At 69.3% G+C, this 25,779-nt stretch carries 18 protein-coding genes and 3 rRNA genes; all 21 read left to right on the top strand.

Annotation, left to right across the window (positions count from 1 at the left end; translation table 11 throughout):
* Positions 1 to 21 precede the first annotated feature (21 nt).
* On the top strand, positions 22 to 1,443 hold the full coding sequence (gene argH, locus FY030_RS08945) for an argininosuccinate lyase (RefSeq protein ID WP_158061198.1): 1,422 nt from the start codon (positions 22 to 24) through the stop codon (positions 1,441 to 1,443).
* 6 nt (positions 1,444 to 1,449) lie between these two features.
* Positions 1,450 to 2,124 (top strand): DNA-3-methyladenine glycosylase, encoded by a 675-nt coding sequence (locus FY030_RS08940; protein WP_158061197.1) that lies wholly within the window; start codon positions 1,450 to 1,452, stop codon positions 2,122 to 2,124.
* Entirely contained in the window at positions 2,121 to 3,383 is a 1,263-nt protein-coding gene (tyrS, locus tag FY030_RS08935) for a tyrosine--tRNA ligase (RefSeq protein ID WP_158061196.1), read from the top strand. The genes FY030_RS08940 and tyrS overlap by 4 nt, the downstream gene beginning before the upstream one ends.
* A gap of 420 nt (positions 3,384 to 3,803) precedes the next feature.
* Positions 3,804 to 5,326 (top strand): 16S ribosomal RNA (locus FY030_RS08930).
* A 413-nt stretch (positions 5,327 to 5,739) separates the two neighbouring features.
* Positions 5,740 to 8,875 (top strand): 23S ribosomal RNA (locus FY030_RS08925).
* Between the two features lie 100 nt (positions 8,876 to 8,975).
* A 5S ribosomal RNA gene (gene rrf / locus FY030_RS08920) occupies positions 8,976 to 9,092 on the top strand.
* The 16S, 23S and 5S rRNA genes sit together here, the layout of an rRNA operon.
* Before the next feature lie 572 nt (positions 9,093 to 9,664).
* Positions 9,665 to 10,468 carry a tetratricopeptide repeat protein gene (locus FY030_RS08915; RefSeq protein WP_192498549.1) on the top strand — a complete coding sequence of 268 codons (804 nt, stop codon included), beginning with the start codon at positions 9,665 to 9,667 and terminating at the stop codon, positions 10,466 to 10,468.
* Complete coding sequence (locus FY030_RS08910) at positions 10,465 to 11,301, top strand: HAD-IIA family hydrolase (protein ID WP_158061195.1); 837 nt, start codon at positions 10,465 to 10,467, stop codon at positions 11,299 to 11,301. The genes FY030_RS08915 and FY030_RS08910 overlap by 4 nt, the downstream gene beginning before the upstream one ends.
* Entirely contained in the window at positions 11,298 to 11,489 is a 192-nt protein-coding gene (locus tag FY030_RS08905; RefSeq protein ID WP_158061194.1) for a hypothetical protein, read from the top strand. The genes FY030_RS08910 and FY030_RS08905 overlap by 4 nt, the downstream gene beginning before the upstream one ends.
* Positions 11,486 to 12,376, top strand: a complete 891-nt coding sequence (locus FY030_RS08900) for a TlyA family RNA methyltransferase (RefSeq protein ID WP_158061193.1) — start codon at positions 11,486 to 11,488, stop codon at positions 12,374 to 12,376. The genes FY030_RS08905 and FY030_RS08900 overlap by 4 nt, the downstream gene beginning before the upstream one ends.
* Positions 12,373 to 13,365: an NAD kinase gene (locus FY030_RS08895; RefSeq protein ID WP_202879686.1), complete on the top strand. Its 993-nt coding sequence runs from the start codon at positions 12,373 to 12,375 to the stop codon at positions 13,363 to 13,365. The genes FY030_RS08900 and FY030_RS08895 overlap by 4 nt, the downstream gene beginning before the upstream one ends.
* Entirely contained in the window at positions 13,362 to 14,999 is a 1,638-nt protein-coding gene (locus tag FY030_RS08890) for a DNA repair protein RecN (RefSeq protein WP_158061192.1), read from the top strand. Before FY030_RS08895 ends, FY030_RS08890 begins: the two co-directional genes overlap by 4 nt.
* Complete coding sequence (locus tag FY030_RS17325) at positions 14,996 to 15,214, top strand: hypothetical protein (RefSeq protein ID WP_192498548.1); 219 nt, start codon at positions 14,996 to 14,998, stop codon at positions 15,212 to 15,214. Before FY030_RS08890 ends, FY030_RS17325 begins: the two co-directional genes overlap by 4 nt.
* Positions 15,211 to 16,386 (top strand): putative cytokinetic ring protein SteA, encoded by a 1,176-nt coding sequence (gene steA, locus FY030_RS08885; protein ID WP_158061191.1) that lies wholly within the window; start codon positions 15,211 to 15,213, stop codon positions 16,384 to 16,386. The genes FY030_RS17325 and steA overlap by 4 nt, the downstream gene beginning before the upstream one ends.
* A gap of 4 nt (positions 16,387 to 16,390) precedes the next feature.
* Positions 16,391 to 17,566: a copper transporter gene (locus FY030_RS08880; RefSeq protein ID WP_192498547.1), complete on the top strand. Its 1,176-nt coding sequence runs from the start codon at positions 16,391 to 16,393 to the stop codon at positions 17,564 to 17,566.
* Positions 17,563 to 18,381 carry a hypothetical protein gene (locus FY030_RS16380; protein WP_192498546.1) on the top strand — a complete coding sequence of 273 codons (819 nt, stop codon included), beginning with the start codon at positions 17,563 to 17,565 and terminating at the stop codon, positions 18,379 to 18,381. The genes FY030_RS08880 and FY030_RS16380 overlap by 4 nt, the downstream gene beginning before the upstream one ends.
* Positions 18,378 to 20,063 (top strand): murein biosynthesis integral membrane protein MurJ, encoded by a 1,686-nt coding sequence (gene murJ, locus FY030_RS08875; RefSeq protein WP_192498545.1) that lies wholly within the window; start codon positions 18,378 to 18,380, stop codon positions 20,061 to 20,063. Before FY030_RS16380 ends, murJ begins: the two co-directional genes overlap by 4 nt.
* Entirely contained in the window at positions 20,060 to 21,247 is a 1,188-nt protein-coding gene (locus FY030_RS08870) for a glycosyltransferase family 4 protein (RefSeq protein WP_192498544.1), read from the top strand. The genes murJ and FY030_RS08870 overlap by 4 nt, the downstream gene beginning before the upstream one ends.
* Positions 21,248 to 21,253: 6 nt before the next feature.
* On the top strand, positions 21,254 to 22,951 hold the full coding sequence (locus FY030_RS08865) for a CTP synthase (RefSeq protein WP_158061187.1): 1,698 nt from the start codon (positions 21,254 to 21,256) through the stop codon (positions 22,949 to 22,951).
* Between the two features lie 135 nt (positions 22,952 to 23,086).
* Complete coding sequence (locus FY030_RS08860; RefSeq protein ID WP_158061186.1) at positions 23,087 to 23,713, top strand: NUDIX domain-containing protein; 627 nt, start codon at positions 23,087 to 23,089, stop codon at positions 23,711 to 23,713.
* Between the two features lie 232 nt (positions 23,714 to 23,945).
* Positions 23,946 to 25,772 carry an aspartate--tRNA ligase gene (aspS, locus tag FY030_RS08855; protein WP_158061185.1) on the top strand — a complete coding sequence of 609 codons (1,827 nt, stop codon included), beginning with the start codon at positions 23,946 to 23,948 and terminating at the stop codon, positions 25,770 to 25,772.
* Positions 25,773 to 25,779 lie beyond the last annotated feature (7 nt).

Below are 25,779 nucleotides of genomic sequence, written 5' to 3'. Positions count from 1 at the left end.
GCGATGGGGGAAGATGAGGTCATGACTGTGAGCCTGTGGGGCGGCCGGTTCGCCGGCGGCCCGAGCGATGCCCTGGCGGCCCTGAGCAAGAGCACCCACTTCGACTGGCGCCTGGCGCACTACGACCTTGCGGGGTCGCGGGCGCACGCGCGGGTGCTGCACAAGGCGGGGCTGCTCTCCGACGATGACCTGGAGACGATGTTGCGCGGCTTGCGTGCGCTGGCCGAGGACGTGACCTCTGGGGCATTCGCCCCGGCTGAGGACGACGAGGACGTGCACACGGCGTTAGAGCGTGGCCTCATCCAGCGCATCGGGCCCGAGGTGGGGGGCCGGCTGCGGGCCGGGCGCTCGCGCAACGACCAGATCGCGGCCCAGTTCCGGATGTACCTGCGCGACCAGGCCCGGCTCATCGGCGCCAAGGTGCTGGACGTGGTCCAGGCGCTGGTCGACCAGGCTGCCGAGCACGCCGAGGTCGCTATGCCGGGGCGGACGCACCTGCAGCACGCCCAACCGGTGCTGCTGGCCCACCACCTGCAGGCCCACGGGTGGGCGCTGCTGCGGGACGTGGAGCGGCTGATCGACTGGGACCGGCGTGCCGCGGTCAGCCCTTACGGCTCCGGAGCACTGGCCGGGTCCTCCCTCGGGCTGGACCCTGAGTCCGTGGCCCACGACCTGGGCATGCCCTGCTCGGTGGAGAACTCCATCGATGGCACTGCCTCGCGCGACTTCGCGGCCGAGTTCGCCTTCGTCGCGGCAATGACCGCGGTGGACATCTCTCGGCTGGCCGAGGAGATCATCCTGTGGGCCACCGCGGAGTTCGCCTTCGTCACCCTCGACGATGCCTACTCGACCGGCTCCAGCATCATGCCGCAGAAGAAGAACCCGGACGTCGCCGAGCTGGCGCGCGGCAAGGCCGGCCGGCTCATCGGGGACCTGACCGGCCTGCTGGCCACGCTCAAGGGTCTGCCGCTGGCCTACAACCGAGACCTGCAGGAGGACAAGGAGCCGGTGTTCGACGCGGTCGACACCCTGGAGGTGCTGCTGCCGGCGGTGTCCGGGATGGTGGCCACCCTCACCTTCCACCGGGAGCGGATGGAGTCGCTGGCGCCGCAGGGCTTCTCCCTGGCCACCGATGTCGCCGAATGGCTGGTCCGCGAGGGGGTGGCCTTCCGGGACGCCCACGACATCGCTGGTGCCTGCGTGCGGCACTGCGAGGAGCAGGGGATCGGCCTGGAGGACCTCGCCGACGATGACCTGCGCCGGATCAGCGACCACCTGACCCCGGACGTCCGCTCGGTGCTCACCGTCCGCGGCTCGCTGGTCTCCCGCAACGCCCACGGCGGCACTGCCCCGGCCCGGGTCGGCGAGCAGCGCTCCCACCAGCTCAGGCAGGTCGACCGGGCCCGGCACTGGGTGCAGGAGATGCCCCTGGTCCGGGACTGAGGCGGTATGCGGATCGACCGTGACTTCCTGGCCCGTCCCGTGCTCGACGTCGCCCCGGCCCTGCTCGGGGCCCTGCTGCAGCACGACGGGGTGACCCTTCGGCTGACCGAGGTCGAGGCCTACGCCGGCCCGGCAGACCCGGGCTCCCACGCCTACCGCGGCCCGACGCCGCGGACCGAGGTGATGTTCGGGCCGCCGGGGCACCTGTACGTCTACCTGTCCTACGGCATGCACCACTGCGTCAACATCGTCACCGGCCCGGACGGCACGGCGTCGGCGGTGCTGCTGCGGGCGGCGCAGGTGGTCGAGGGGCTGGACCTGGCGCGCGAGCGTCGCCAGGCGGGGTTGTCGACGCCGGTGACCGAGCGGGACCTGGCTCGCGGACCGGGCCGGCTGACCCGGGCGCTGGGTCTGGCTCTGCGCCACGACGGACTGGACCTGCTTGCCCCGGAGGCAGAGGTCCGGCTGCGGCCCGGCACCCGGCCCCCGGGTGTTGTGCGCACCGGGCCCCGGGTCGGGGTCAGCGGTGAGGGCGGGGACGGCGCCCTTTTCCCCTGGCGGTTCTGGATCGGGGACGAGCCGACCGTCTCGGCCTACCGGGCCGCGGCGCGTAGGCTGGGGCGGGCTGCCCCGGCCGGGCGGCATACCCCTGACGAACCGCAGAAGGACAACGACCGGTGAGCAACATCCTCGACGAGCTGCAGTGGCGCGGACTGTTGGCGCAGACCACGGACCTGGACGCCCTGCGCACCGCGCTCGAGAAGGGGCCGCTCACCCTGTACTGCGGCTTTGACCCGACGGCCCCCTCGCTGCACTTCGGCAACCTGGTGCAGCTGATCGTGCTGCGTCACTTCCAGCGGGCCGGGCACCGGGTGCTGGCCTTGGTGGGGGGCTCGACCGGTCTCATCGGTGACCCGAGGCCCACCTCGGAGCGCGTGCTCAAGACAGCCGAGCTCACGGCCGAGTACGTGGATCGGATCCAACGGCAGGTCGGGCCCTTCCTCGACTTCGAGGGCGAGAACCCGGCCCTGATCGTCAACAACCTGGACTGGACCGCGCCGATGAGTGCCTTGGACTTCCTGCGGGACATCGGCAAGCATTTCCGCGTCAACCAGATGATCAAGAAGGACGCCATCGCCGCACGCCTGGAGAGTCAGGAGGGTATCTCCTACACCGAGTTCAGCTACCAGCTGCTGCAGGGGATGGACTACCTGCACCTCTACCGCGAGTACGGCTGCACCTTGCAGACTGGCGGACAAGACCAGTGGGGCAACCTCACCGCCGGCGTGGACCTCATCCACCGGGTGGAGGGCGGCACCGCGCACGTGCTGACCACGCCGCTGGTCACGGACGAGAACGGCGAGAAGTACGGCAAGTCCGCAGGCAACGCTGTATGGCTGGCCGCCGACATGACCAGCCCCTACGCCTTCTACCAGTACTGGATCAACGTCGCCGACTCCGAGACCGGCAAGCTGCTGCGCATCTTCACCGACCGCAGCCAGGAGCAGATCGCCGAGCTGGAGCGCTCTGCCGCCGACCGGCCGCATCTTCGAGAGGCGCAACGCACCCTGGCTGCGGACGTGACCTCCCTCGTGCACGGCCCCGGGGCGACCGCCCAGGTGGAGGCCGCCAGCCAGGTGCTCTTCGGCAAGGGGGACCCCGGCCAGGTCGACGCCGGCACCCTGAGCGACGCCACCGGGGAGCTGGCCGGTGCGGAGGTCGCGCCGGGGACACCACTGGTCGAGGCGATGGTGCTCGTCGGTCTCGCCGAGAGCAAGGGTGCCGCCCGCCGCCTCATCGGCGACGGGGGCGTCAGCCTCAACAACACCAAGGTGGAGGACGTCGAGCGCGACCTGCAGAGCGCAGACTTCCTGCACGGTCAAGTCGCCCTGCTCCGGCGCGGACGTAAGAGCCTCGCCGCCGCCCGAAACCCCGGCTGACCTGCGGATTTGTGCTCCGGGCGGATCGTGCCCTAAAGTTTCACCTCGCTGCACCGACAGGGAGGCACGGACACCAGCAGGTGGCCGGTCCCGGGTGCGGACTACTCCATCCGAGCAGAGCGTGACGCAAGTGATGCTCCCGGAGGCCAGGCCGACGCGGATTTGACCGCAGATGGGCCGGAGGAGTAAAGTAGCAAAGCACCCCGACGAGAACGCGCCACAAGCGCCGGAACGTCTTGTGTGTCCGATTCTTGAGAACTCAACAGCGTGTCAGATTTATTGATGCCATAGTTTGTTTGTCGTGCCTGGTTTGGTTTTGGCTGGGTTGGGTGCGGCGTTTTTTTGACTGCCATGTTCTGGCCCCCCGCTGGGGTGTGGTGGTTTTGCTTGTGATCTGGCTCTTGATAAGGGTTTAGGTTTTTATCGGAGAGTTTGATCCTGGCTCAGGACGAACGCTGGCGGCGTGCTTAACACATGCAAGTCGAACGATGAAGCGCAGCTTGCTGCGTGGATTAGTGGCGAACGGGTGAGTAACACGTGAGTAACCTGCCCTCCACTCTGGGATAACTCCGGGAAACCGGTGCTAATACTGGATATGACTGCTGCCTGCATGGGTGGTGGTGGAAAGATTTATTGGTGGTGGATGGACTCGCGGCCTATCAGCTTGTTGGTGGGGTAATGGCCTACCAAGGCGACGACGGGTAGCCGGCCTGAGAGGGTGACCGGCCACACTGGGACTGAGACACGGCCCAGACTCCTACGGGAGGCAGCAGTGGGGAATATTGCACAATGGGCGAAAGCCTGATGCAGCGACGCCGCGTGCGGGATGACGGCCTTCGGGTTGTAAACCGCTTTCAGCTCTGACGAAGCTTTTGTGACGGTAGGAGCAGAAGAAGCACCGGCTAACTACGTGCCAGCAGCCGCGGTAATACGTAGGGTGCGAGCGTTGTCCGGAATTATTGGGCGTAAAGAGCTTGTAGGCGGCTTGTCACGTCTGCTGTGAAAGCCCGGGGCTTAACCCCGGGTCTGCAGTGGGTACGGGCAGGCTAGAGTATGGTAGGGGAGACTGGAATTCCTGGTGTAGCGGTGGAATGCGCAGATATCAGGAGGAACACCGATGGCGAAGGCAGGTCTCTGGGCCATTACTGACGCTGAGAAGCGAAAGCGTGGGGAGCGAACAGGATTAGATACCCTGGTAGTCCACGCCGTAAACGTTGGGCGCTAGGTGTGGGTCCCATTCCACGGGGTCCGTGCCGCAGCTAACGCATTAAGCGCCCCGCCTGGGGAGTACGGCCGCAAGGCTAAAACTCAAAGGAATTGACGGGGGCCCGCACAAGCGGCGGAGCATGCGGATTAATTCGATGCAACGCGAAGAACCTTACCAAGGCTTGACATGCACCGGACGACTGCAGAGATGTGGTTTCCCTTTGTGGCTGGTGCACAGGTGGTGCATGGTTGTCGTCAGCTCGTGTCGTGAGATGTTGGGTTAAGTCCCGCAACGAGCGCAACCCTCGTTCTATGTTGCCAGCGGTTCGGCCGGGGACTCATAGGAGACTGCCGGGGTCAACTCGGAGGAAGGTGGGGATGACGTCAAATCATCATGCCCCTTACGTCTTGGGCTTCACGCATGCTACAATGGCCGGTACAAAGGGCTGCGATCCCGTGAGGGGGAGCGAATCCCAGAAAGCCGGTCTCAGTTCGGATTGGGGTCTGCAACTCGACCCCATGAAGTCGGAGTCGCTAGTAATCGCAGATCAGCAACGCTGCGGTGAATACGTTCCCGGGCCTTGTACACACCGCCCGTCAAGTCACGAAAGTTGGTAACACCCGAAGCCGGTGGCCCAACCCCTTGTGGGAGGGAGCTGTCGAAGGTGGGACTGGCGATTGGGACTAAGTCGTAACAAGGTAGCCGTACCGGAAGGTGCGGCTGGATCACCTCCTTTCTAAGGAGCTCAACGGCCTCCCTTGACTGTAGTGGTCGGGTGGGGTTGGTGGCCGCGTGGTGCACCCGAGTGTGGTGCCCGTGGTTGCTCTGGGTGGAACATCGATGGATCAGTTGCTGCGCCTTTTCTGGTTGCTGCGCATGTGAGTACGGCTCCTGCTTTTGGGTGGGGGTGTGGAAAGTGTGGTGGTGGTTGGTGGGTGTGGTGCTTGGCACGCTGTTGGGTCCTGAAGGCTCGGACCTCTTGTCTCCTGGGATGCACTGTTGGTGTGTCGTTGGGGGGTGGGGTTGGGTGTCTTCGATGCTGGGGCCGTGTGCATGTCCACCTGTTGGGTGGGTGTGTGTGTGGTTGGCCTGGTTGTTGGTTGAGAACTGTACAGTGGACGCGAGCATCTTAAGTCTTTGTGTGACTTTTGTTAAGTTTTTAAGAGCGCACGGTGGATGCCTTGGCACCAAGAACCGAAGAAGGACGTAGGAATCTGCGATAAGCCTCGGGGAGTCGATAACCAGACTGTGATCCGAGGGTGTCCGAATGGGGAAACCCGGCCAGCTTCATCGCTGGTCACCCGCACCTGAATATATAGGGTGTGTGGAGGGAACGTGGGGAAGTGAAACATCTCAGTACCCACAGGAAGAGAAAACAACATGTGATTCCGTGAGTAGTGGCGAGCGAAAGCGGATGAGGCTAAACCGGCATTGTGTGATACCTGGTAGGGGTTGCAGTGTCGGGGTTGTGGGAGTGTCACGTTCTGGGTCTACCAGCCCGGTGCACAGTAAGAAATTCTGCGTGTAGGTGAAAGGTCTGGAAAGGCCTGGCGAAGACGGTGAGACCCCGGTAGCCGAAACATGTGGGACTGTGTGTGATGCCACCCGAGTAGTACGGGGCCCGAGAAATCCCGTACGAATCTGGCAGGACCACCTGCTAAGCCTAAATATTACTTGGTGACCGATAGCGGACAAGTACCGTGAGGGAAAGGTGAAAAGTACCCCGGGAGGGGAGTGAAATAGTTCCTGAAACCGTGCGCTTACAATCCGTCGGAGCTTTGCACTTTGTGTGGGGTGACGGCGTGCCTTTTGAAGAATGAGCCTGCGAGTTAGTGCTCAGTGGCGAGGTTAACCCGTGTGGGGTAGCCGTAGCGAAAGCGAGTCCGAATAGGGCGTTTGAGTCGCTGGGTCTAGACCCGAAGCGGAGTGATCTACCCATGGCCAGGGTGAAGCGCGGGTAAGACCGCGTGGAGGCCCGAACCCACTTAGGTTGAAAACTGAGGGGATGAGCTGTGGGTAGGGGTGAAAGGCCAATCAAACTCCGTGATAGCTGGTTCTCCCCGAAATGCATTTAGGTGCAGCGTCATGTGTTTCTTGCCGGAGGTAGAGCTACTGGATGGCTGATGGGCCTTACCGGGTTACTGACGTCAGCCAAACTCCGAATGCCGGTAAGTAAGAGCATGGCAGTGAGACTGCGGGGGATAAGCTTCGTAGTCGAGAGGGAAACAGCCCAGATCACCAGCTAAGGTCCCTAAGCGTGTGCTAAGTGGGAAAGGATGTGGAGTTGCGAAGACAACCAGGAGGTTGGCTTAGAAGCAGCCACCCTTTAAAGAGTGCGTAATAGCTCACTGGTCAAGTGATTCCGCGCCGACAATGTAGCGGGGCTCAAGCACACCACCGAAGCTGTGGCACCAGCATTTTGCTCGGCCTGTCCCTTTGTGGGGTGGGTCCAGGCGTGTTGGTGGGTAGGGGAGCGTCGTGCCGGGAGTGAAGCATCCGAGTGATCGAGGTGTGGATCCGGCACGAGTGAGAATGCAGGCATGAGTAGCGAATGAAGAGTGAGAAACTCTTCCGCCGAATAACCAAGGGTTCCAGGGTCAAGCTAATCTGCCCTGGGTAAGTCGGGACCTAAGGCGAGGCCGACAGGCGTAGTCGATGGACATCCGGTTGATATTCCGGAACCGGCGAAGAACCGCCCAATGCTGAATCCGGTGATGCTAAGCGCCCGAACCGTCCAACTCGGTCAGATGCCTTCGGGTGTGTGACTGTGGGCGGGGAGCGCGTGACCCGAGCCGGTAGTAGGTAAGCGATGGAAGGACGCAGGAAGGTAGCCTCCGCGTGGCGATGGTTGTCCACGTCTAAGAGCGCAGGGCCGGGGAGTGGTAAGTCCGCCCCATCAGTGCCCGAGGCTTGATAGTGACCACGTATGTGGGAAGTAGGGTGATCCTATGCTGCCAAGAAAAGTTCCTAGCGAGGTTCGAGCCGCCCGTACCCCAAACCGACTCAGGTGGTTAGGTAGAGAATACCAAGGCGATCGAGTGAATCGTGGTTAAGGAACTCGGCAAAATGCCCCCGTAACTTCGGGAGAAGGGGGGCCGGACGCGTGAAACCCGTTGCGGGTTAGCGCTGATGGCCGCAGAGACCAGGGAGAAGCGACTGTTTACTAAAAACACAGGTCCGTGCGAAGTCGCAAGACGATGTATACGGACTGACGCCTGCCCGGTGCTGGAACGTTAAGGGGACGGGTTAGCCGCAAGGCGAAGCTCTGAACTTAAGCGCCAGTAAACGGCGGTGGTAACTATAACCATCCTAAGGTAGCGAAATTCCTTGTCGGGTAAGTTCCGACCTGCACGAATGGCGTAACGACTTCTCCACTGTCTCAACCGCGAACTCGGCGAAATTGCACTACGAGTAAAGATGCTCGTTACGCGCAGCAGGACGGAAAGACCCCGGGACCTTTACTATAGCTTGGTATTGGTGTTCGGTACGGCTTGTGTAGGATAGGTGGGAGACTGTGAAGCAGCCACGCCAGTGGTTGTGGAGTCATCGTTGAAATACCACTCTGGTCGTTCTGAATGTCTAACCTCGGTCCGTGATCCGGATCAGGGACAGTGCCTGGTGGGTAGTTTAACTGGGGCGGTTGCCTCCTAAAGGGTAACGGAGGCGCCCAAAGGTTCCCTCAGCCTGGTTGGTAATCAGGTGTCGAGTGTAAGTGCACAAGGGAGCTTGACTGTGAGACAGACATGTCGAGCAGAGACGAAAGTCGGGACTAGTGACCCGACGGTGGCTTGTGGAAGCGCCGTCGCTCAACGGATAAAAGGTACCCCGGGGATAACAGGCTGATCCTGCCCAAGAGCTCATATCGACGGCATGGTTTGGCACCTCGATGTCGGCTCGTCGCATCCTGGGGCTGGAGTCGGTCCCAAGGGTTGGGCTGTTCGCCCATTAAAGCGGTACGCGAGCTGGGTTTAGAACGTCGTGAGACAGTTCGGTCCCTATCCGCTGCGCGCGGAGGAAACTTGAGAAGAGCTGTCCCTAGTACGAGAGGACCGGGATGGACGAACCTCTGGTGTGTCAGTTGTCCTGCCAAGGGCACCGCTGATTAGCTACGTTCGGACGTGATAACCGCTGAAAGCATCTAAGCGGGAAGCACACTTCAAGATGAGGTTTCCATGCACCTTTGGTGTGAGAGGCTCCCAGCTAGACTACTGGGTTGATAGGCCGGACGTGGAAGCACAGTAATGTGTGAAGCTGACCGGTACTAATAAGCCGATAACTTAACAATACTTATGTCACACGAACGATTTTGTGTGCGCGTCCACTGTACGGTTCCCGACCCATAACCAGCACACTCAGTGAGTGAGTTGAATAAGGGTTGATCGTGTTACGGCGGTCATAGCGTCAGGGAAACGCCCGGTCACATTCCGAACCCGGAAGCTAAGCCTGACAGCGCCGATGGTACTGCACTGGAGACGGTGTGGGAGAGTAGGACACCGCCGGACCTCTTCTACAGTAGGCCTTGGCCAGCACCTTCGGGTGCCGGCCAAGGCCTACTGTCATTTGCGCACCTACTCTGGACCCCATAGATCAGGACGAGAGGACACCCCACGTGAACGACAAGGGAGACCGAGCCGACGGCGACCGCGACGGGCGGGACGAACGTCAAGGCGGCCCGCGTCACGGTGGAGGACCGCGGCGCGCCGAGCGCCGGGACGAGCGGTCCGAGTGGCGTCCCCGCGGTGGGGAGGAAGGTGGCCATCGCCGCGGGTCCGGTGAGGATCGACGGGGGGAAGCACCTCGGCGGGGCTCCGATGACAGGCGTGGCGGCGCGGGTCGCGATGGCCGTGGGCGGGACGACCGAGGGCGGGGCGGCTCATCGGGGCGATCGGATCGCGATGACCGTGGGCGGAATGACCGAGGGCGGGGCGGTTCAGCGGGCCGATCAGACCGCGATGACCGAGGGCGGGGCGGTTGGCAGGGGGGGCCGGAGCGGGACGGCCGTGGGCGCGATGACCGTGAGCAGCGTCCGCCGCGGCCACGGGAACCAGAGCTGCCGGAGGACGCGCATGCCGGGGTGCTGGACCGGTCCCTGCGGGCCGAGCTACGCACCCTGAGCAAGGAGAACGCCGAGGGCGTCGGGGGCCACCTGGTGATGGTCGGCCGGTTCCTCGACGCCGAAGACTTCGACCAAGCCCTGGCTCACGCCGAGGCAGCCTCGCGCCGCGCCGGGCGGGTGCCTGTGGTGCGGGAGGCTCTGGGGCTGGTGCATTACCGCCGGGGCGAGTGGGCCAAGGCGCTGACCGAGTTCCGGACGGCTCGACGCATGTCCGGCACCCACCATCTGCTCCCGCTCATGGTGGACTGCGAGCGTGGGCTCGGCCGGCCGGAGCGCGCGCTGGAGCTGGCGGCGAGTCCCGAGGCACGGGCCCTGGGAGCGGCCGAGCAGGTCGAGCTGGCGATCGTGATGGCCGGGGCCCGCAGCGACCTCGGGCAACACGCCGCCGCGGTCCTGCAGCTCAAGGACCTGGCCACCCGGGGCACCGGGCGCGAGTCTTGGGCGGCACGGGTCCGCTACGCCTATGCCGCGGCACTCGAGGCAGACGGGCGGCAGGACGAGGCTGCCGTCTGGTTCGAGCGGGCGGCGGAGGTCGATGCGACGGGGGAGACCGACGCGGCAGAGATCCTGGGGTTGGCGGACGATCCGGTCCTGGTCGACCTCGTCGGCGACGGGGACGACGAGGATGGCGAGGACGACACAGCCCCGGGGGCCGAGGCGTCGCCGGCCACCGCCTCAGGAGCCGACGGTGCTGGTGGGGACAGCCCTGCTGCGTTCAGGCGAGGGTCCCGGGACCAGGCCGAGCGAGACGACGCGCGATGAGGGTCCGGGGCGTCCTGTGCGACCTGGACGGTGTGGTGTATCGAGCCCATCAGCCCTGCCCCGGGGCGGTGGAGGGCATCAGTGCCGCCCGCGCCAGCGGCGTGCCGGTGCTGTTCATGACCAATAACGCCTCCCGCACGCCCGGCGACGTCGCCCGGCAGCTGACCGGGCTCGGCCTGCCCGCGACAGCCGACGAGGTGCTGACCGCCTCGCAGGTCGCGGCGGCCCTGGTCGCCTCGGAGTATCCGTCGATGGCCACCGACGGCGGCGGCACGGTCCTGGCCGTGGGAGGCCCGGGGGTGGGGACGGCGCTGGAGGAGCACGGCCTGCGCTGGGTCGACACCGCCGCCGTGCGGGCCGGCCTGGCCTCCCGTCCGGTGCAGGTCGACGTGGTCGTCCAGGGCTATGGCCCGGATGTCGCGGTCGCAGACCTGACCGAGGCGGCGTATGCCGTGGCAGCCGGTGCCGCCTGGGTGGCCACTAACGATGACGCCACCCTGCCCACCGAGCGTGGTCTGGCGCCCGGGAACGGCAGCCTGCTCGCCGCGGTCCGGCACGCTACGGGTGCAGAGCCACGGGTCGTGGGCAAACCGCACGCCTACGCCTACCAGGAAGGGCTGGCCCGGCTGGGGCTGGCCCCGCACGAATGCCTGATGATCGGTGATCGCCTTGACACGGACATCGCCGGGGCCCGCGCCCTCGGTCTGCCCAGTGCGCTGGTCCTCACCGGCGTGACCACCCGCGAGGACGCCCGCTCGGCACCGGAGTCGATGCGTCCGGACCTGACTGTGGACTCCCTGGTCGAGCTGGCCCACCTGTGGGGGGCGGCATGAAAGGCGGCCCCCAGGACGAGCATCAGGACGAGCGGCCGGTGACCGGAGACCCCGGGGTCGACCGGATCACGGCCGATCTCCAGCAGGCCATGGGGGAGGACCCCGAGCAGGTGGTGACCGCGCTGACCGAGGCCCACCGTCGGCTGCAGGCTCGGTTGTCGGACCCTGGGCCGACCCCACCCCAGTGACCCGCGAGGCAGGGGGCGGGGAGCAGGGCAGGCTCGGGCAGGAGCCGCAGCGGCTGGACCGTGAGGTCGTCCGTCGTGACCTGGCCCGGACCCGCAGCCAGGCCGCCCAGCTCATCCGGGCTGGGCGGGTGCTGGTCGACGACCGGGTGGTGACCCGGGCCGGCGTCGCCGTCACCCCCGGGCAGCAGGTGTCCCTCCGGGCGGCCGCCCATGATGAGACGTCCTGGATCGTGCGGGGCTGGGTGGGTCGCGGGTCCCTCAAGCTCGACCACGCCTTCACAGCCTGGGAGCCAGAGGGACTAGCCGTCCGGGGCCGTCGCTGCCTCGACGTCGGCGCGTCCACCGGTGGGTTCACCCAGGTCCTCCTGGAGCGGGGAGCCGCCCACGTGGTCGCCCTGGATGTCGGGCATAACCAGCTCGACCCTCGCGTGGCGACGGACCTGCGGGTCACCGAACGGTCCGGCACGAACATCCGAGAGGTCGACCCGGCGCAGGTCGGCGGCCCCTTCGACGTCGTCGTCGCCGACCTGTCCTTCATCTCACTGACCCTGGTCCTGCCTGTGCTGCATACCCTTTCCCGCCCGGGGGCGGACCTCGTGCTTCTGGTTAAGCCCCAGTTCGAGGTGGGCAAGGAACGGCTCGGCAAGGACGGTCTCGTGCGCCGGGTCCAGGACCGCTACGAGGTCCTCGAGGCGCTGGAAGGGCACGCGCGCACGGTCGGCCTGGCACCTGTGGACCTGCACCGTTCGCCGGTGGTGGGCGGCACGGGCAACGTCGAGTACCTCTGGTGGCTGCGTCGGTGTCCGGGCGGCATGATGGACTGTGGGCGCGGGCCGGCTGAGCTCGCGGCCCGCCGAGGGGTGCTGAGACTGGAGGAGGACGCGTGAGCCGACGCATCATGCTGGTTACTCACCCGACCCGTCCGGAGGTGCCCGAGCTGGCGCAGGCCTTCGCCGAGGGTCTCGCCGAGCATGACATCGAGGCCGAGATCGTCCCCGAGGGTGACCCCACCCGGGATCGGCTGGGCACCGAGGTGCTGGTCCCCCGCAAGAGCCCGGTGCCGCCGCACGTGGACGCCACCGGCTGCGAGCTGGTGGTGGTCTTCGGCGGGGACGGCACGATCCTGCGGGGGGCCGAGATCGCCCGCCCCGCCGGTGCGCCGTTGCTCGGCGTCAACCTGGGCCGGGTCGGTTTCCTGGCCGAGGCGGAGCGCGACGACATCGAGGCGATCATCACCCGTATCGTGACCGGTGACTACCGTGTCGAGGAGCGGATGACCTTGGAGGTCGACGTCCTGCACGAGGGGGAGATCGTCTGCCGCAACTGGGCGCTCAACGAGGCCAGCGTGGAGAAGGCCGCGCGCGAGCGGATGCTGGAGGTGGCGGTCGAGGTCGACGGTCGTCCGCTGTCGACCTGGGGTTGCGACGGAGTGGTCATGTCGACCCCGACCGGCTCCACGGCCTACGCCTTCTCCGGCGGCGGCCCGATCGTCTGGCCCGACGTCGAGGCGCTGCTGCTGGTCCCCATCTCGGCCCATGCGCTCTTTGCCCGTCCGTTGGTGCTCGGGCCCGACACCCGCCTGGCCGTGGAGGTCGTGCCGCACTCGCACGTAGCCGGGGTGATGTGGTGCGACGGGCGGCGAGCGGTTGAGGTGCCTGCCGGTGCCCGGATCGAGGTGCGCCGTGCCCAGGTGCCAGTGCGGCTGGCCCGGCTGAGCAACGACCCCTTCACCGACCGGCTGGTGCAAAAGTTCGCGCTTCCGGTGACGGGCTGGCGCGGCCCGGCTAGCCCGGCTAGCCCGGCCATCCCGGCTAGCCCGGTCGGCGCCGGTCGCGACACCGCCGCGGACCAGGGTGCCGGCGAGGCCACCGGGTGAGCCTGCGGCGCATCCGGATCCAGGAGCTGGGTGTCATCGAGGACGCTGAGCTCGACCTCGCTGACGGGCTCAACGTCATCACCGGCGAGACCGGTGCGGGCAAGACGATGGTCGTCAGCGGCCTAGGGCTGCTGCTCGGGGAACGCGCAGACACCGGGCTGGTCCGCTCGGGCAGTCGCCGCGCCGTCGTCGAGGGGGAGGTCGAGGTGGCCCCAGACCACCCGGCCTCGCGGCGCGTCGCGGAGGCGGGTGGGGATGTGGAGGACGGTCTGGTGCTGGTCCGCACCGTCGCCGCCGAAGGACGCTCACGGGCCAGCCTCGGCGGCCGTTCCGCCCCGGTGTCGGTCCTGGCCGAGGTGGGCCAGCACCTGGTCGCCGTGCACGGCCAAGCCGACCAGTGGCGGCTGCGCGACGCCGACCAGCACCGCATCCTCGTCGACGCCGCTGGGGGTCAGGAGCTGCAGGAGGCTCTCGCTCGCTACCGGGACGCCTGGGAGCGGTGGCAGCAGGAACGGTCCCGCTTGCTCCGGCTCACCAGCTCGGCCGCGCAGCGCTCGGTGCGCGTCTCCGTGTTGCGGGCGGGGTTGGAGGAGATCCAGGCCGTCGACCCTCACGAGGGGGAGGAAGATGAGCTGCGGACCGAGAGCGAGCGGCTCAGCCACTCCGAAGAGCTGCGCAACGCGGCCCAGCACAGCCACGACGTGCTCGCCGGTGCGGAGCTGGAGGACCCCGACCGGCCCAGCGTCGCGGCCCTGCTCTCCTCCGCGCTGGCCGTGCTCGGGCCGGCAGGTGAGCACGACCCGGAACTGGCCCAGCTGCGAGAACGGGCCCAGGAGCTGTCCTACCTAACCTCCGACCTCGCGTCCGACCTCGCCGGGTATGCCGCGACGATCGATATCGACCCTGCCCGGCTCGAGGCGGTGCACGCCCGGCGGGCCGAGCTGATCGGGCTGCTGCGGCGGTACGGGCCTGGCACCCGAGAGGTGTTGACCTTCGCCCGCGAGGCGGCCGAGGAGCTGGAGCGCATCGACGTCTCGGACGTGGCCCTGGGCCAGCTGCAGGAGGAGGTCGAGCGGCTCCGACAGCAGACGGGTCGCCTGGGGGCGGAGCTGACCGAGGTCCGGCAGGCGCTGGCGGAACACATCGGCGCCGCCGTGACCGAAGAACTCGCCCACCTCGCGATGGGCTCGGCCAGGGTAAGCGTCGCCGTCGAGCAGCGGCTGGGAAAGCAAGAGCCGACAGCGGCCCACGGTCCTGCCGGAGTTCCCGCGACGAAGGGCTCCACCGTGTCCGCGGGAGGCGCCACCCCCACACCCCCGACCGATCCCCGGCGACGGTCCCCCTGCCCACTGGCGAGGAGGCGCAGCCTGCGGCGCACGGGCTGGACACGGTCGAGATCCGGTTGGCCGCCAACCCCGGGGCAGCGGCTCGGTCGGTCACCCGCGCGGCCTCCGGGGGCGAGCTGTCCCGGGTCATGCTGGCCCTGGAGCTGGTCTGCGGCCTGGGGGCTGGCGGCGGCAGCGTGCCCACCTACGTCTTCGATGAGGTCGACGCAGGTGTCGGCGGCGCTGCGGCCCTCGACCTGGGTGCGCGGCTCGCCCGGCTGGCTGAGCACGCCCAGGTGGTCGTGGTGACCCACCTGGGCCAGGTCGCCGCCTACGCCGACCGGCACCTGGTGGTGCGCAAGAGCACCGACGGACAGGTCACCCGCAGCGGGGTTGCGGTCGTGGAGGGCCCGGACCGTGAGGCCGAGCTGGCCCGGATGCTCGGCGGGGTCGCGGAATCCGACGCGGCGCTGCAGCATGCCCGAGAGCTGCTGGCCCGCCGTGGGACCATGGGCCGACCATGAGCAGCACGAGGCGTATGCGCCCCGCCGACCCGACGGTCCCGCTCGTCGGGACAGTCCGCGTCGACGAGCGCACCAAGCGGCTCACCACCCGGCTGCAGACGGGGGAGATCGCGGTGATCGACCACGGCGATCTCGACCAGGTCAGTGCCCACGCCCTCGTCGCCTGCTCGCCCGCCGCGGTGGTCAACGCCGCGGCGAGCACCACCGGCGCCTACCCCAACATGGGGCCCCGGATCCTCCTGGACGCCGGCATCCCGCTGCTGGACCGCGCCGGCCCGGAGGTCATGGACGTGGCAGAGGGGTCCACCGTCACGATCAAGGAAGGCGAGGTCTGGGTCGGTGGCGCCCTGGTGGCCAGCGCCGACCGGCTTACCCCCGAGCAGGTCACGGATCAGATGGAGCGGGCCCGGGCCAACCTCTCGGACCAGATCGAGGCCTTCTCGCACAACACGATGGAGTATGTCCGAGCCGAGCGCGAGTTGCTCCTCGACGGCATCGGGGTGCCCGAGCTGCGGACCGACTTCGCGGGCCGCTACGCCCTCGTCGTGGTCCGCGGCTACCACTACAAGCAGGACCTGCAGGCCCTGCGGCCCTTCCTCCGGGACGCCCGCCCCGTGCTCATCGGGGTCGACGGGGGTGCGGACGCGTTGCTGGAGATGGGCCTCGCTCCCGACGTGATCGTGGGCGACATGGACTCGGTCTCGGACCGGGCCCTGACCTCTGGTGCCGAAATCGTGGTGCACGCCTACCGCGACGGCCGGGCGCCGGGGCTGGAGCGGGTGGAGCAGCTGGGCGTGACCGACGCGGTTATCCTGCCGGCGACGGGCACCAGTGAGGACATCGCCATGCTGCTCGCCGACGAGTTGGGCGCCGAGCTCATCGTGGCCGTGGGCACCCACGCGACGCTGGTCGAGTTCCTCGACAAGGGCAGGCAGGGGATGGCCAGCACCTTCCTGACCCGGCTGCGGGTCGGCAGCAAGCTGGTTGACGCCAAGGGGGTCAGCTTGCTCTACCGCTCCGGCATCTCCACCATGTCCCTAGTCTGGCTGGTGTTGGCTGGCCTCTTTGCGCTGGGGGTCGCGCTGGCCACCACCCCGGCGGGTCGGGCCTTCTTCGGCGTCGTGGCCGTACGATGGGACGACATCTGGGCCTGGATCGAGGGGCTGTTCTAGACACGTGATTGACTTCCGTTACCACCTGGTGTCTCTGGTCGCCGTCTTCATCGCGCTCGCGGTGGGGGTCGTGCTGGGCGCCGGACCGCTGCGCGAGGGCATCTCCGACACCCTTGAGGGCGAGGTCTCCGGCCTGCGCGCCGAGCGTGCCGAGGTGCGTGCCCAGGCCGCCGAGGCTCAGGCCCACGCCGACGCACTGGATCGGGCCATGGGTGTCATCGCACCCCGCACCGCATCGGCCACCCTGACAGGGGTTCGCGTCGCCGTGGTCCTGATGCCGGGCGCCGACCGCAACCTGGGCGAGCAGCTCACCGAGGCCGTCGACGAGGCAGGCGGATACGTCCCGCTCACAGTCACGCTGCAGCCCTCCTGGCAGACCCAGCAGGGGCAGGAGGAGGCGGTCCCCCTGCTCGAGCAGATCGCGGGCGACCTGCAGCTGCCGACGCTTCCGGAGGGGGAGGGGCCATCTCTGCCCGCCGTGCTGGGCGCGGCCGTCGTCGGCGCCGACGGACCCGGGCGTACCGGGGCCTGGCTCGAGGTGCTTGAGCAGCTGGACTCAGAGGGCTACCTCAGGCTGGCCTGGAGCGAGCAGCCCGACGGCACGCTGGAGGACCGCCGGCCGCCCGACGCCGTGTTGCTGGTCAGCGGTGGTCTCACCCTGCCGGAGGAGGGTGATCTGGACGAAGCCGACACCTTGGTCCTGGACACCCGCACCAGCCTGGTGCGCACGTTCGTGCGCCTGAACGCCCCTCTCACCGTGACCGGCACCGGCACCGTCGGCGGGGCCCAGCAGCCGCAGGGTGGTCAGGACCCGCTGGTCGTCGGGATTCGCCAGGACCGCGCCCTGCGTGCCCAGACCTCTACCGTCGACGACGCGGAGGGAGCCGCCGGCCGGCTGTCCACGATCCTCGCCCTGGGCTGGGAGGTGGCGGGCCGGTCCGGCCACTACGGCATCGGGCCGCAGGCCGAGGCGCCCATGCCGCAGCCGCCACCGGTGCGGCTGGTGACCGGCCTGGTGCCCGGCGACCAGGAGCAGGCCACCGAGCCGGTGCCCGACGACGCCGAGGAGACCGGGGACACCGAGGCCACCGGGGACACCGACGACGCCGAGGAGACCGGGGACGCCGGGGACACTGCCGTCCCTCCGGTCGAGGACGACGCGGCCACCACCGCACCATGACCGGCCCAGCACGGTCCACGGGCGTGCGGGGAACCGTGCTGCTCGCCGCCGTCGGGTACGCCGTCGCATGCGCCGTCCGGGCCGCCCACCACAGCGGCCGGTTTCCCGGAGGCTCGGGCCGCTGGGAGCGGGTCAACCACGCCGGCAAGCCGATCACCCTGACCGGGGGGATCGCGCTCGCGGCCGGGACCGGACTGCCGCTCGCCCTCGTCGACCCACCAGCCGCCCTGGCCGTCACCGGCGCCACCCTGGCCGGCGCCGCTGACGACCTGGGGGAGAGCGTCCAGGCCAAAGGACTGCGCGGTCACCTGCAGGCGCTGCGTGCGGGCCGGGTGACCACAGGCGCAGTCAAGATCGGGGTGATCGGTGCCACCGGCCTGGCCAGCGCGCTCTGGTCCGACCACCATGGTCGCGGGGTGGGCCTGCACACCGTGGCCGCAGCGGGGCTGATCGCCGGGGGAGCCAACCTGGCCAACCTTTTCGACCTGCGGCCAGGCCGGGCACTCAAGGCGGGGCTGTCGTGCGGCATACCTCTGCTGCTGGCCGGACGCCCGGCCGCCGCCACGGCTGCCGGGGCCAGCCTGGCCGTCCTACCCGACGACCTCGCGGCCCGCTCCATGCTGGGGGACACCGGCGCCAACCCGCTCGGCGCAGCGGTCGGGGTCGCCGCAGCACAGCACCTGACGGGCCGTGGACGGTGGACCGTCCTGGCGGTCGTGACGGGGCTGACCCTGCTCAGCGAGCGGGTGAGCTTCACCGGCGTCATCGAGTCGACCCCGGTGCTGCGCAGCCTGGACGCCTGGGGGAGGGGGTGACCAGCCCCGCTAGTGCCCGGCTGGGCGGCCAGGGACTGCTCGCCGCGGCCGGTGTCGTCGCCGCAGTCACCCTGGTGTCCCGCGCGGTGGGTCTGGCCCGGTGGGGTGCGTTCTCGCACGCGGTGGGTGCCACCTGCGTGGGGGAGGTCTACGCGACGGCCAACACCGTGCCCAATGTGCTCTTCGAGATCGCAGCAGGCGGTGCCCTCGCGGCCGTCGCTGTCCCGCTCGTGGCCCGCCACCTGCACCGCGGTAACGATGAGCTGGCCGACCGGACTGCCTCAGCCCTGCTGAGCTGGGCCCTGCTGGTGCTGCTGCCGCTGACCCTGCTGCTCGCCCTGGCCGCCGGCCCGATCACGGCGCTGCTGCTCGGCGGCGGCGGGCTGGACCGAGGTTGCGAGCCGGCGGCGGCCCAGGCCGCCGGGCGGGTCATGCTGCTGCTTTTCGCCCCGCAGGTGGCGCTCTACGGCGTCGGCATCGTGCTCACCGGCGTCCTGCAGGCGCACCGCCGGTTCTTCGCCGCGGCGCTGGCGCCGTTGCTGTCCAGCCTGGTGGTGATCGCGGTCTACCTGGCCTTCGGGGCCCTCTACGAGCCCGACCAGGACCTCGCCCTTTCTGACCTCCCGACCTCCGCACTGGTGCTCCTGGCCGGCGGCACGACCCTTGGGGTCGTCGCCCTGAGCCTGCCGCTGCTGGTCCCGGCGGTCCGGCTCGGCATCCGCTGGCGGCCGACGCTGCGCTTCCCGGGTGGCTCCGGCCGCCTGGCCGGAGCGCTCGCCGGGGCCGGGGTGCTCGGTGTCGGCGCGCAGCAGCTCTTCGTGGTCGTGGTCATCCTGCTGACCAACCGCACCGGGGTCGCGGGCATCGCGGTGTGGAACTACGCGCAGACGATCTACCTGCTCCCCTACGCCGTCCTCGTCGTCCCGCTGGCCACCGCGGCCTTTCCCCGTCTCACCGACGAGCCGGAGCGCGCCGTAGCCACCCTGCGCCGGGCGCTCACCGCCTCGGTCGTGGCCGCCGTGGCCGGTGCTGCGGTGCTGGTCGCCACGCGTCACGACGTCGGCACCGTCTTCCTCGCCCTCGACAGGGGGTCCGGCGGGGCCGGCCGGGCCTCGCTGGAGGCGCTCCCGCCGACCCTGGCGCTGCTCGCCCCCGGACTGGTGGGGTTCGCCCTCCTCGCAGTGCTGACCCGCGCGCTCTACGCGGCCCACCGGCCATGGGACGCCGCCGCCGGCACGGTCCTGGGCTGGGCCGTCGCGGCGCTGCTGCCGCTCGCGGTCGTGCCGGTCCTCCTGGCCCGGGACGGCACCATCCGCGAGGTCCTAGCCATGCTCGCCGCGGCCTCGTCCGTGGGCATGGGGGTCGCCGCGGGCATCCTGCTCGCGCGCACCCGCCGGGTATGGGGCGCGCCCGCCCTCGCCGGCGCCGGCCGGGCCGGGCTTGCCGCACTGGCCGGCGCGGCCGTCGTGGTGCTCGCGCGGGAGCTGCTGGCCACGACCTGGGTGCCGACGCAGTGGCCCGGTGCGCTGCTCGCGGGGACGCTGACCGGTGCTGCCGTCCTGGTGGTGGTGGCCGCGGCGCTGCGGGTGCTGGCACCGAAGTCCTTCGACCAGGTGCGGGCGCGGGTGGCCGCCCGACGGGAGCGGACCCGGGAACGGGTCGGACCAGGAGGTGTGCGGTGAAGGTGCTGCTGGTGACCGGTCTGGTGGCGGGGGGCGTCGGCGGACACGTCCGCATGCTCGCGCAGGGCCTGGCGGCGGCCGGGCACCAGGTGCTGGTGGCCTGCCCGCAGGAAGTGGCGCGCGGCTTCGAGCTGGACAGGACCGGCGCGACGGTGGTCCCTGTCGAGGTGGGCAGCGGGCTGCACCCGGCCCGCGACCTGCAGGCGCTCCGGCGCCTGCGACGGCTCGCGGCGGGGGCCGACGTCGTGCACGCGCACGGGGTGCGGGCCGGGGCACTGTCCGCCCTTGCCCTCGCCAGCGCGCCGCTGGTCGTGACCGTCCACAACGCCCCGCCGAGCGATCGCCGCTCCGCCCTCGTCTACGGCGTCCTTGAGCGGCTGGTCTACTGCGGTGCCGACCTCGTTCTGGGTGTCTCGCCGGACCTCGTCGACAGGGCCCGGACTCGGGGCGTCCGACAGGTCGACCTGGCCGTCGTCCCGGCCGACCTGACCCGCCTCGTGCCGCCTCAGCGGCGCCCTGAGGTGCGCGCCGCCCTGCGCCGGGAGCTGGGCCTCGTGGACGATCAGCTGTTCTTGCTGACGGTGGGCCGGTTGGGAGCGCAGAAGCGCACGGTCGAGGTGGTGGCGGCCTACCAGTCGATGGTCGGACGCCATCCGCACGAGACGGGGGCCCCGCCCGTCGTGCTGGCCGTCGCCGGGGACGGGCCGGCCCGGGTCGACGTCGCCGCGCAGGCCGCCGGCGGGCCGGGCCGGGTGCACCTGCTGGGGCGCCGGGACGACGTGCCGGAGCTGCTCGCCGCGGCGGACGTCGTGGTCTCCGGAGCCCAGTGGGAGGGTCAGCCGTTGTGGCTGCAGGAGGCTCTGGGTTCTGGCGTGCCCGTCGTGGCGACCGACGTCGGCGGCACCAGGGTCGTGGTCGGGGACGCCGCGGTGCTCGTGCCGGTGAGCCGCGACAGCGGCGGCCTGGGCGGCTACGCCAGGGTCCGGGCGCTGCGGGCGGCCCTGCAGCAGGTGCTGGACGACCCGCAGCTGCGGTCGGTGATGTCGGACCGCTCGCTGCGTCGAGCCCACGAGCTGCCCACCGCGGTGGAGGCCGTCGCGGCGGCCGAGGCCGCCTACGCGCGGGTGCTCGGCACGGCATACCAGACCGGCCCGTCGGACCCACCGGCACCTGAACTAGACTGACAGCCCGTGGCCCAGACGACGAAGCACATCTTTGTGACCGGAGGCGTCGCCTCCTCCCTCGGGAAGGGTCTGACGGCGTCCAGCCTCGGCTTTCTCCTCCGCAGTCGGGGACTGCGGGTGACCATGCAGAAGCTGGATCCCTACATCAATGTCGACCCGGGCACGATGAACCCCTTCCAGCACGGCGAGGTCTTCGTCACCGAAGACGGCGCCGAGTGCGACCTGGACATTGGCCACTACGAGCGCTTCCTCAACCGCAGCCTTTCCGGGCGGGCCAATGTGACCACCGGGCAGGTCTACGACGAGGTCATCTCCAAGGAGCGGCGGGGGGAGTACCTCGGCGACACCGTCCAGGTCATCCCGCACATCACCAACGAGATCAAGGCTCGGATGCGGGCCGACGCCGAGCTGCCCAAGGGGGAGCGGCCGGACATCATCATCACCGAGGTCGGCGGGACGGTCGGCGACATCGAGTCGCTGCCGTTCCTGGAGGCGGCCCGGCAGGTGCGCCACGACATCGGCCGCGCCAACTCCTTCTTCCTGCACGTCTCGCTGGTGCCCTACCTGGCGCCCAGCGGTGAGCTGAAGACCAAGCCGACCCAGCACTCGGTCGCCGCGTTGCGGCAGGTCGGCATCCAGCCCGACGCGCTGGTGCTGCGCGCGGACCGGGAGATCCCCGACGGCATCAAGCGCAAGATCTCGATGATGTGCGATGTCGACGCCGAGGCCGTCGCGGCCGCCGTGGACGCGCCCTCGATCTACGACATCCCCAAGGTGTTGCACCGGGAGATGCTCGATGCGTATGTCGTGCGGCACCTGGACCTGCCCTTCCGGGACGTCGAGTGGTCGGCCTGGGACGCGCTGCTGGAGCGGGTGCACGAGCCTGAGCACCGGGTGGAGATCGCCCTGGTCGGCAAGTACATCGACCTCCCCGACGCCTACCTGTCGGTGACCGAGGCGCTGCGCGCCGGCGGCTTCCGGCAGGACGCCAAGGTGGACATCCGCTGGGTGGCCTCCGACGAGTGCCAGACCGAGGTCGGTGCCACCCGGGCACTCGGTGGGGTCGACGCGATCCTGGTGCCCGGTGGCTTCGGTGTGCGCGGCATCGAGGGCAAGATCGGCGCGCTGCGCTGGGGCCGGGAGCGCCGTGTGCCCACCCTGGGCATCTGCCTGGGGCTGCAGGCGATGGTCATCGAGCATGCCCGCAACGTCGCCGGCATCGAGGGCGCGAGCTCGACCGAGTTCGATGCCCAGACGCCGGACCCGGTCATCGCCACCATGGAGGAGCAGAAGGTCGTGGTGGCCGGCGGCGCCGACTACGGCGGGACGATGCGGCTGGGGGCCTACCCCGCGGTGCTGGCCGAGGGGTCCGTGATCGCTGAGGTCTACGGCTCAACCGAGGTCAGTGAGCGGCACCGGCACCGCTACGAGGTCAACAACGCCTACCGCGACCGGCTGACCGAGGCGGGGCTGGTCTTCAGTGGCACCTCGCCGGGCGGGACGCTGGTGGAGTACGTCGAGCTGCCCCGCGAGGTCCACCCCTACTACGTCTCCACCCAGGCCCATCCCGAGTTCAAGTCCCGCCCCGACCATGCCCACCCGCTCTTCGCCGGGCTGGTCGCCGCGGCCCTGGACGGGCAGCGCGCGCAGCGCCTGGTCGAGGTCGAGGCCCGCCAGCACCAGCACGAGCTCCCCGCTGACTGACAGAACACGCGAAAGGTCTCGACAGGACACGTGAACTGTCCGGCGAAGAGTCTTCGCGCGTATTCGGCGCGTCCTGTGGGGACTGAGGCGTGACTGGGCGCGCGGCCTGGGCCGCATGCGGCATACCGTGACGCCATGACCCTCGACGCCCCGCGCCTGAGCCTGGACGAGCTGCGTGACCTGCCCGGGCGCCGACCGGTGGTGACCAGCGACACCGTCTTCGAGGGGCGCGTCTGGGACGTGGTCGCGGACCAGGTCGACCTGGGCGGTCCGGAGCCGGTGCGGCGCGAGTACGTCGCCCACACCGGCGCGGTCGCCATCCTGGCCCTGCGCGAGGACCGGGGCGCGCCAGAAGTCCTGGTGATCCGGCAGTACCGCCATCCGATCGGCGCCGAGGACTGGGAGCTGCCCGCCGGCCTGCTCGACGTCGAGGGGGAGGAGCCGGTGCTGACGGCCGCGCGCGAGCTGGCGGAGGAGGCCGACCTGACCGCGGCGTCGTGGGAGCAGCTGGTCTCGCTCACGCCGTCGCCGGGCGGCTTGGACGAGGTCATCACGATCTTCCTGGCGACCGGGTTGTCCGACGTGCCGCAGGACGAGCGGCACGAGCGGACCCACGAGGAGGCGGGTATGCCGACCGGCTGGGTCACACTCGACGAGGCCGCCGCAGCGGTTCTGGCCGGACAGGTGCGCAACGGTCCCCTCATGATCGGTGTGCTGGCGCTCGCCGAGCGGCTGCGGCGGGACCGCCGGAACACCCCGTAGACTGCTCCCCGTGCACGGGGCGGAGTGACGACCCGCCGGCGGCAGCACGGCATACCCGTCCGGGAGTCGTGCAGCGTCGCAACCGGGCACCGCGCGTGCGGCGGACCGACGAGAGGTCGAGAACTCCTCGGCGAAGGTGTGGTGGCACCGCGACCTGGCCCCCGCCCGCACCTTTCAGGGCTGCCCGCTGGGTAGACCTACCCTCGGGCTCGTGACCCCGAGAGGAGAGATCATGCTTCGCACCCACGAGGCCGGGACCCTGCGCCCCGAGCAGGTCGGCACCACCGTGACCCTGACCGGCTGGGTCGGCCGCCGCCGCGACCACGGCGGCGTCGCCTTCATCGACCTGCGCGACGCCAGCGGCGTTGTCCAGGTCGTCGCGCGCGACGAGGTGCTCACCGGCACCGCCCACGACCTGCGCAGCGAGTACTGCGTCAAGGTCGTCGGCGAGGTCGTCGCCCGCGCGGACAAGGACGTCAACCCTGAGCTGCCGACCGGCGGGATCGACGTGGTCGCCGCCGACATCGAGGTGCTCAGCGAGTCCGACCCCCTGCCCTTCCAGATCGACGAGCGGGTCAGCGTCGGGGAGGAGGCGCGCCTGCGCCACCGCTACCTCGACCTGCGCCGTCCCGGTGCCAGCTCCGCCGGGCAGAACCTGCGGCTGCGCTCCAAGGTCAACGCGGCCGCCCGCACCCTGCTGGCCGAGCACGACTTCGTCGAGATCGAGACCCCGACCCTGACCCGCTCCACCCCCGAAGGGGCCCGTGACTTCCTGGTGCCGGCCCGGCTGCAGCCCGGCAGCTGGTACGCCCTGCCGCAGAGCCCGCAGCTGTTCAAGCAGCTGCTCATGGTCGCCGGTATGGAGCGCTACTACCAGATCGCCCGCTGCTACCGCGACGAGGACTTCCGGGCGGACCGGCAGCCCGAGTTCACCCAGCTCGACATCGAGCTGAGCTTCGTCGAGCAGGACGACGTCATCGAGCTCGGCGAGGCGATCGCCAAGGCGGTCTGGGGCGTCATCGGCGTCGACCTGCCCACGCCGTTCCCCCGGATGTCCTACGCCGAGGCAATGGCACGCTACGGCACCGACAAGCCCGACCTGCGCTTCGACCTGGAGCTGAGCGACTGCACCGAGTTCTTCTCGGGAACGCCGTTCCGGGTCTTTCAGGCCGAGTATGTCGGCGCGGTCGTCATGCCCGGCGGCGGCGCGCAGCCGCGGCGCCAGTTCGACGCCTGGCAGGAGTGGGCCAAGCAGCGCGGCGCCAAGGGGCTGGCCTACGTCACGGTCGGCGAGGACGGCGAGCTGGGCGGGCCGGTGGCCAAGAACATCTCCGACCAGGAACGTGCCGGGTTGGCCGCGCACGTCGGCGCCCAGCCGGGTGACTGCGTCTTCTTCGCCGCCGGACCGGTCAAGGCCTCGCGGGGTCTGCTCGGTGCGGCCCGCCTGGAGATCGCCCAGCGGGTCGGGCTGATCGACGAGTCGGCCTGGAGCTTCCTCTGGGTCATCGACGCGCCCCTCTTCGAGCCGGCGGGCGAGGCCGTCGCCGCCGGTGACGTGGCGGTCGGTTCGGGTGCCTGGACCGCGGTCCACCACGCGTTCACCTCGCCGAAGGCCGAGTTCGTCGACTCCCTGGAGTCCGACCCGGGTGCCGCGCTCGCCTACGCCTACGACCTGGTCTGCAACGGCAACGAGATCGGCGGCGGGTCGATCCGTATCCACCGGCGCGACCTGCAGGAGCGCGTCTTCGCGATCATGGGGCTCTCGGCGGAGCAGGCGCAGGAGAAGTTCGGCTTCCTGCTCGAGGCGTTCAAGTATGGCGCGCCCCCGCACGGCGGCATCGCCTTCGGCTGGGACCGCATCGTGGCCCTGCTGGCCGGCACCGACTCGATCCGCGACGTCATCGCCTTCCCCAAGACCGGTGGCGGTTTCGACCCGTTGACGGAGGCACCTGCCCCGATCACCCCGGAGCAGCGCAAGGAGGCCGGGATCGACGCCAAGCCAGCCGAGCCGGCCCCCGCGCCGCAGGGCGCGGAGCAGGTGAGCCCGCACCAGAGCTGAGCACGCG

The sequence above is a fragment of the Ornithinimicrobium pratense genome, assembly GCF_008843165.1.
In the GTDB taxonomy this organism is placed as follows: Bacteria; Actinomycetota; Actinomycetes; order Actinomycetales; family Dermatophilaceae; genus Ornithinicoccus; species Ornithinicoccus pratensis.
This window is presented reverse-complemented; position numbering and strand designations above follow the sequence as displayed.

What these genes read in the sequence shown, in the direction of transcription:
- FY030_RS08860 (WP_158061186.1), top strand. Translation starts at nt 23,087, where the DNA reads ATGACCCTCGACGCCCCGCGCCTGAGCCTGGACGAGCTGCGTGACCTG.
- steA (WP_158061191.1), top strand. Translation starts at nt 15,211, where the DNA reads ATGAGCAGCACGAGGCGTATGCGCCCCGCCGACCCGACGGTCCCGCTC.
- FY030_RS08905 (WP_158061194.1), top strand. Translation starts at nt 11,298, where the DNA reads ATGAAAGGCGGCCCCCAGGACGAGCATCAGGACGAGCGGCCGGTGACC.
- FY030_RS08910 (WP_158061195.1), top strand. Translation starts at nt 10,465, where the DNA reads ATGAGGGTCCGGGGCGTCCTGTGCGACCTGGACGGTGTGGTGTATCGA.
- FY030_RS16380 (WP_192498546.1), top strand. Translation starts at nt 17,563, where the DNA reads ATGACCGGCCCAGCACGGTCCACGGGCGTGCGGGGAACCGTGCTGCTC.
- argH (WP_158061198.1), top strand. Translation starts at nt 22, where the DNA reads ATGACTGTGAGCCTGTGGGGCGGCCGGTTCGCCGGCGGCCCGAGCGAT.
- FY030_RS08940 (WP_158061197.1), top strand. Translation starts at nt 1,450, where the DNA reads ATGCGGATCGACCGTGACTTCCTGGCCCGTCCCGTGCTCGACGTCGCC.
- aspS (WP_158061185.1), top strand. Translation starts at nt 23,946, where the DNA reads ATGCTTCGCACCCACGAGGCCGGGACCCTGCGCCCCGAGCAGGTCGGC.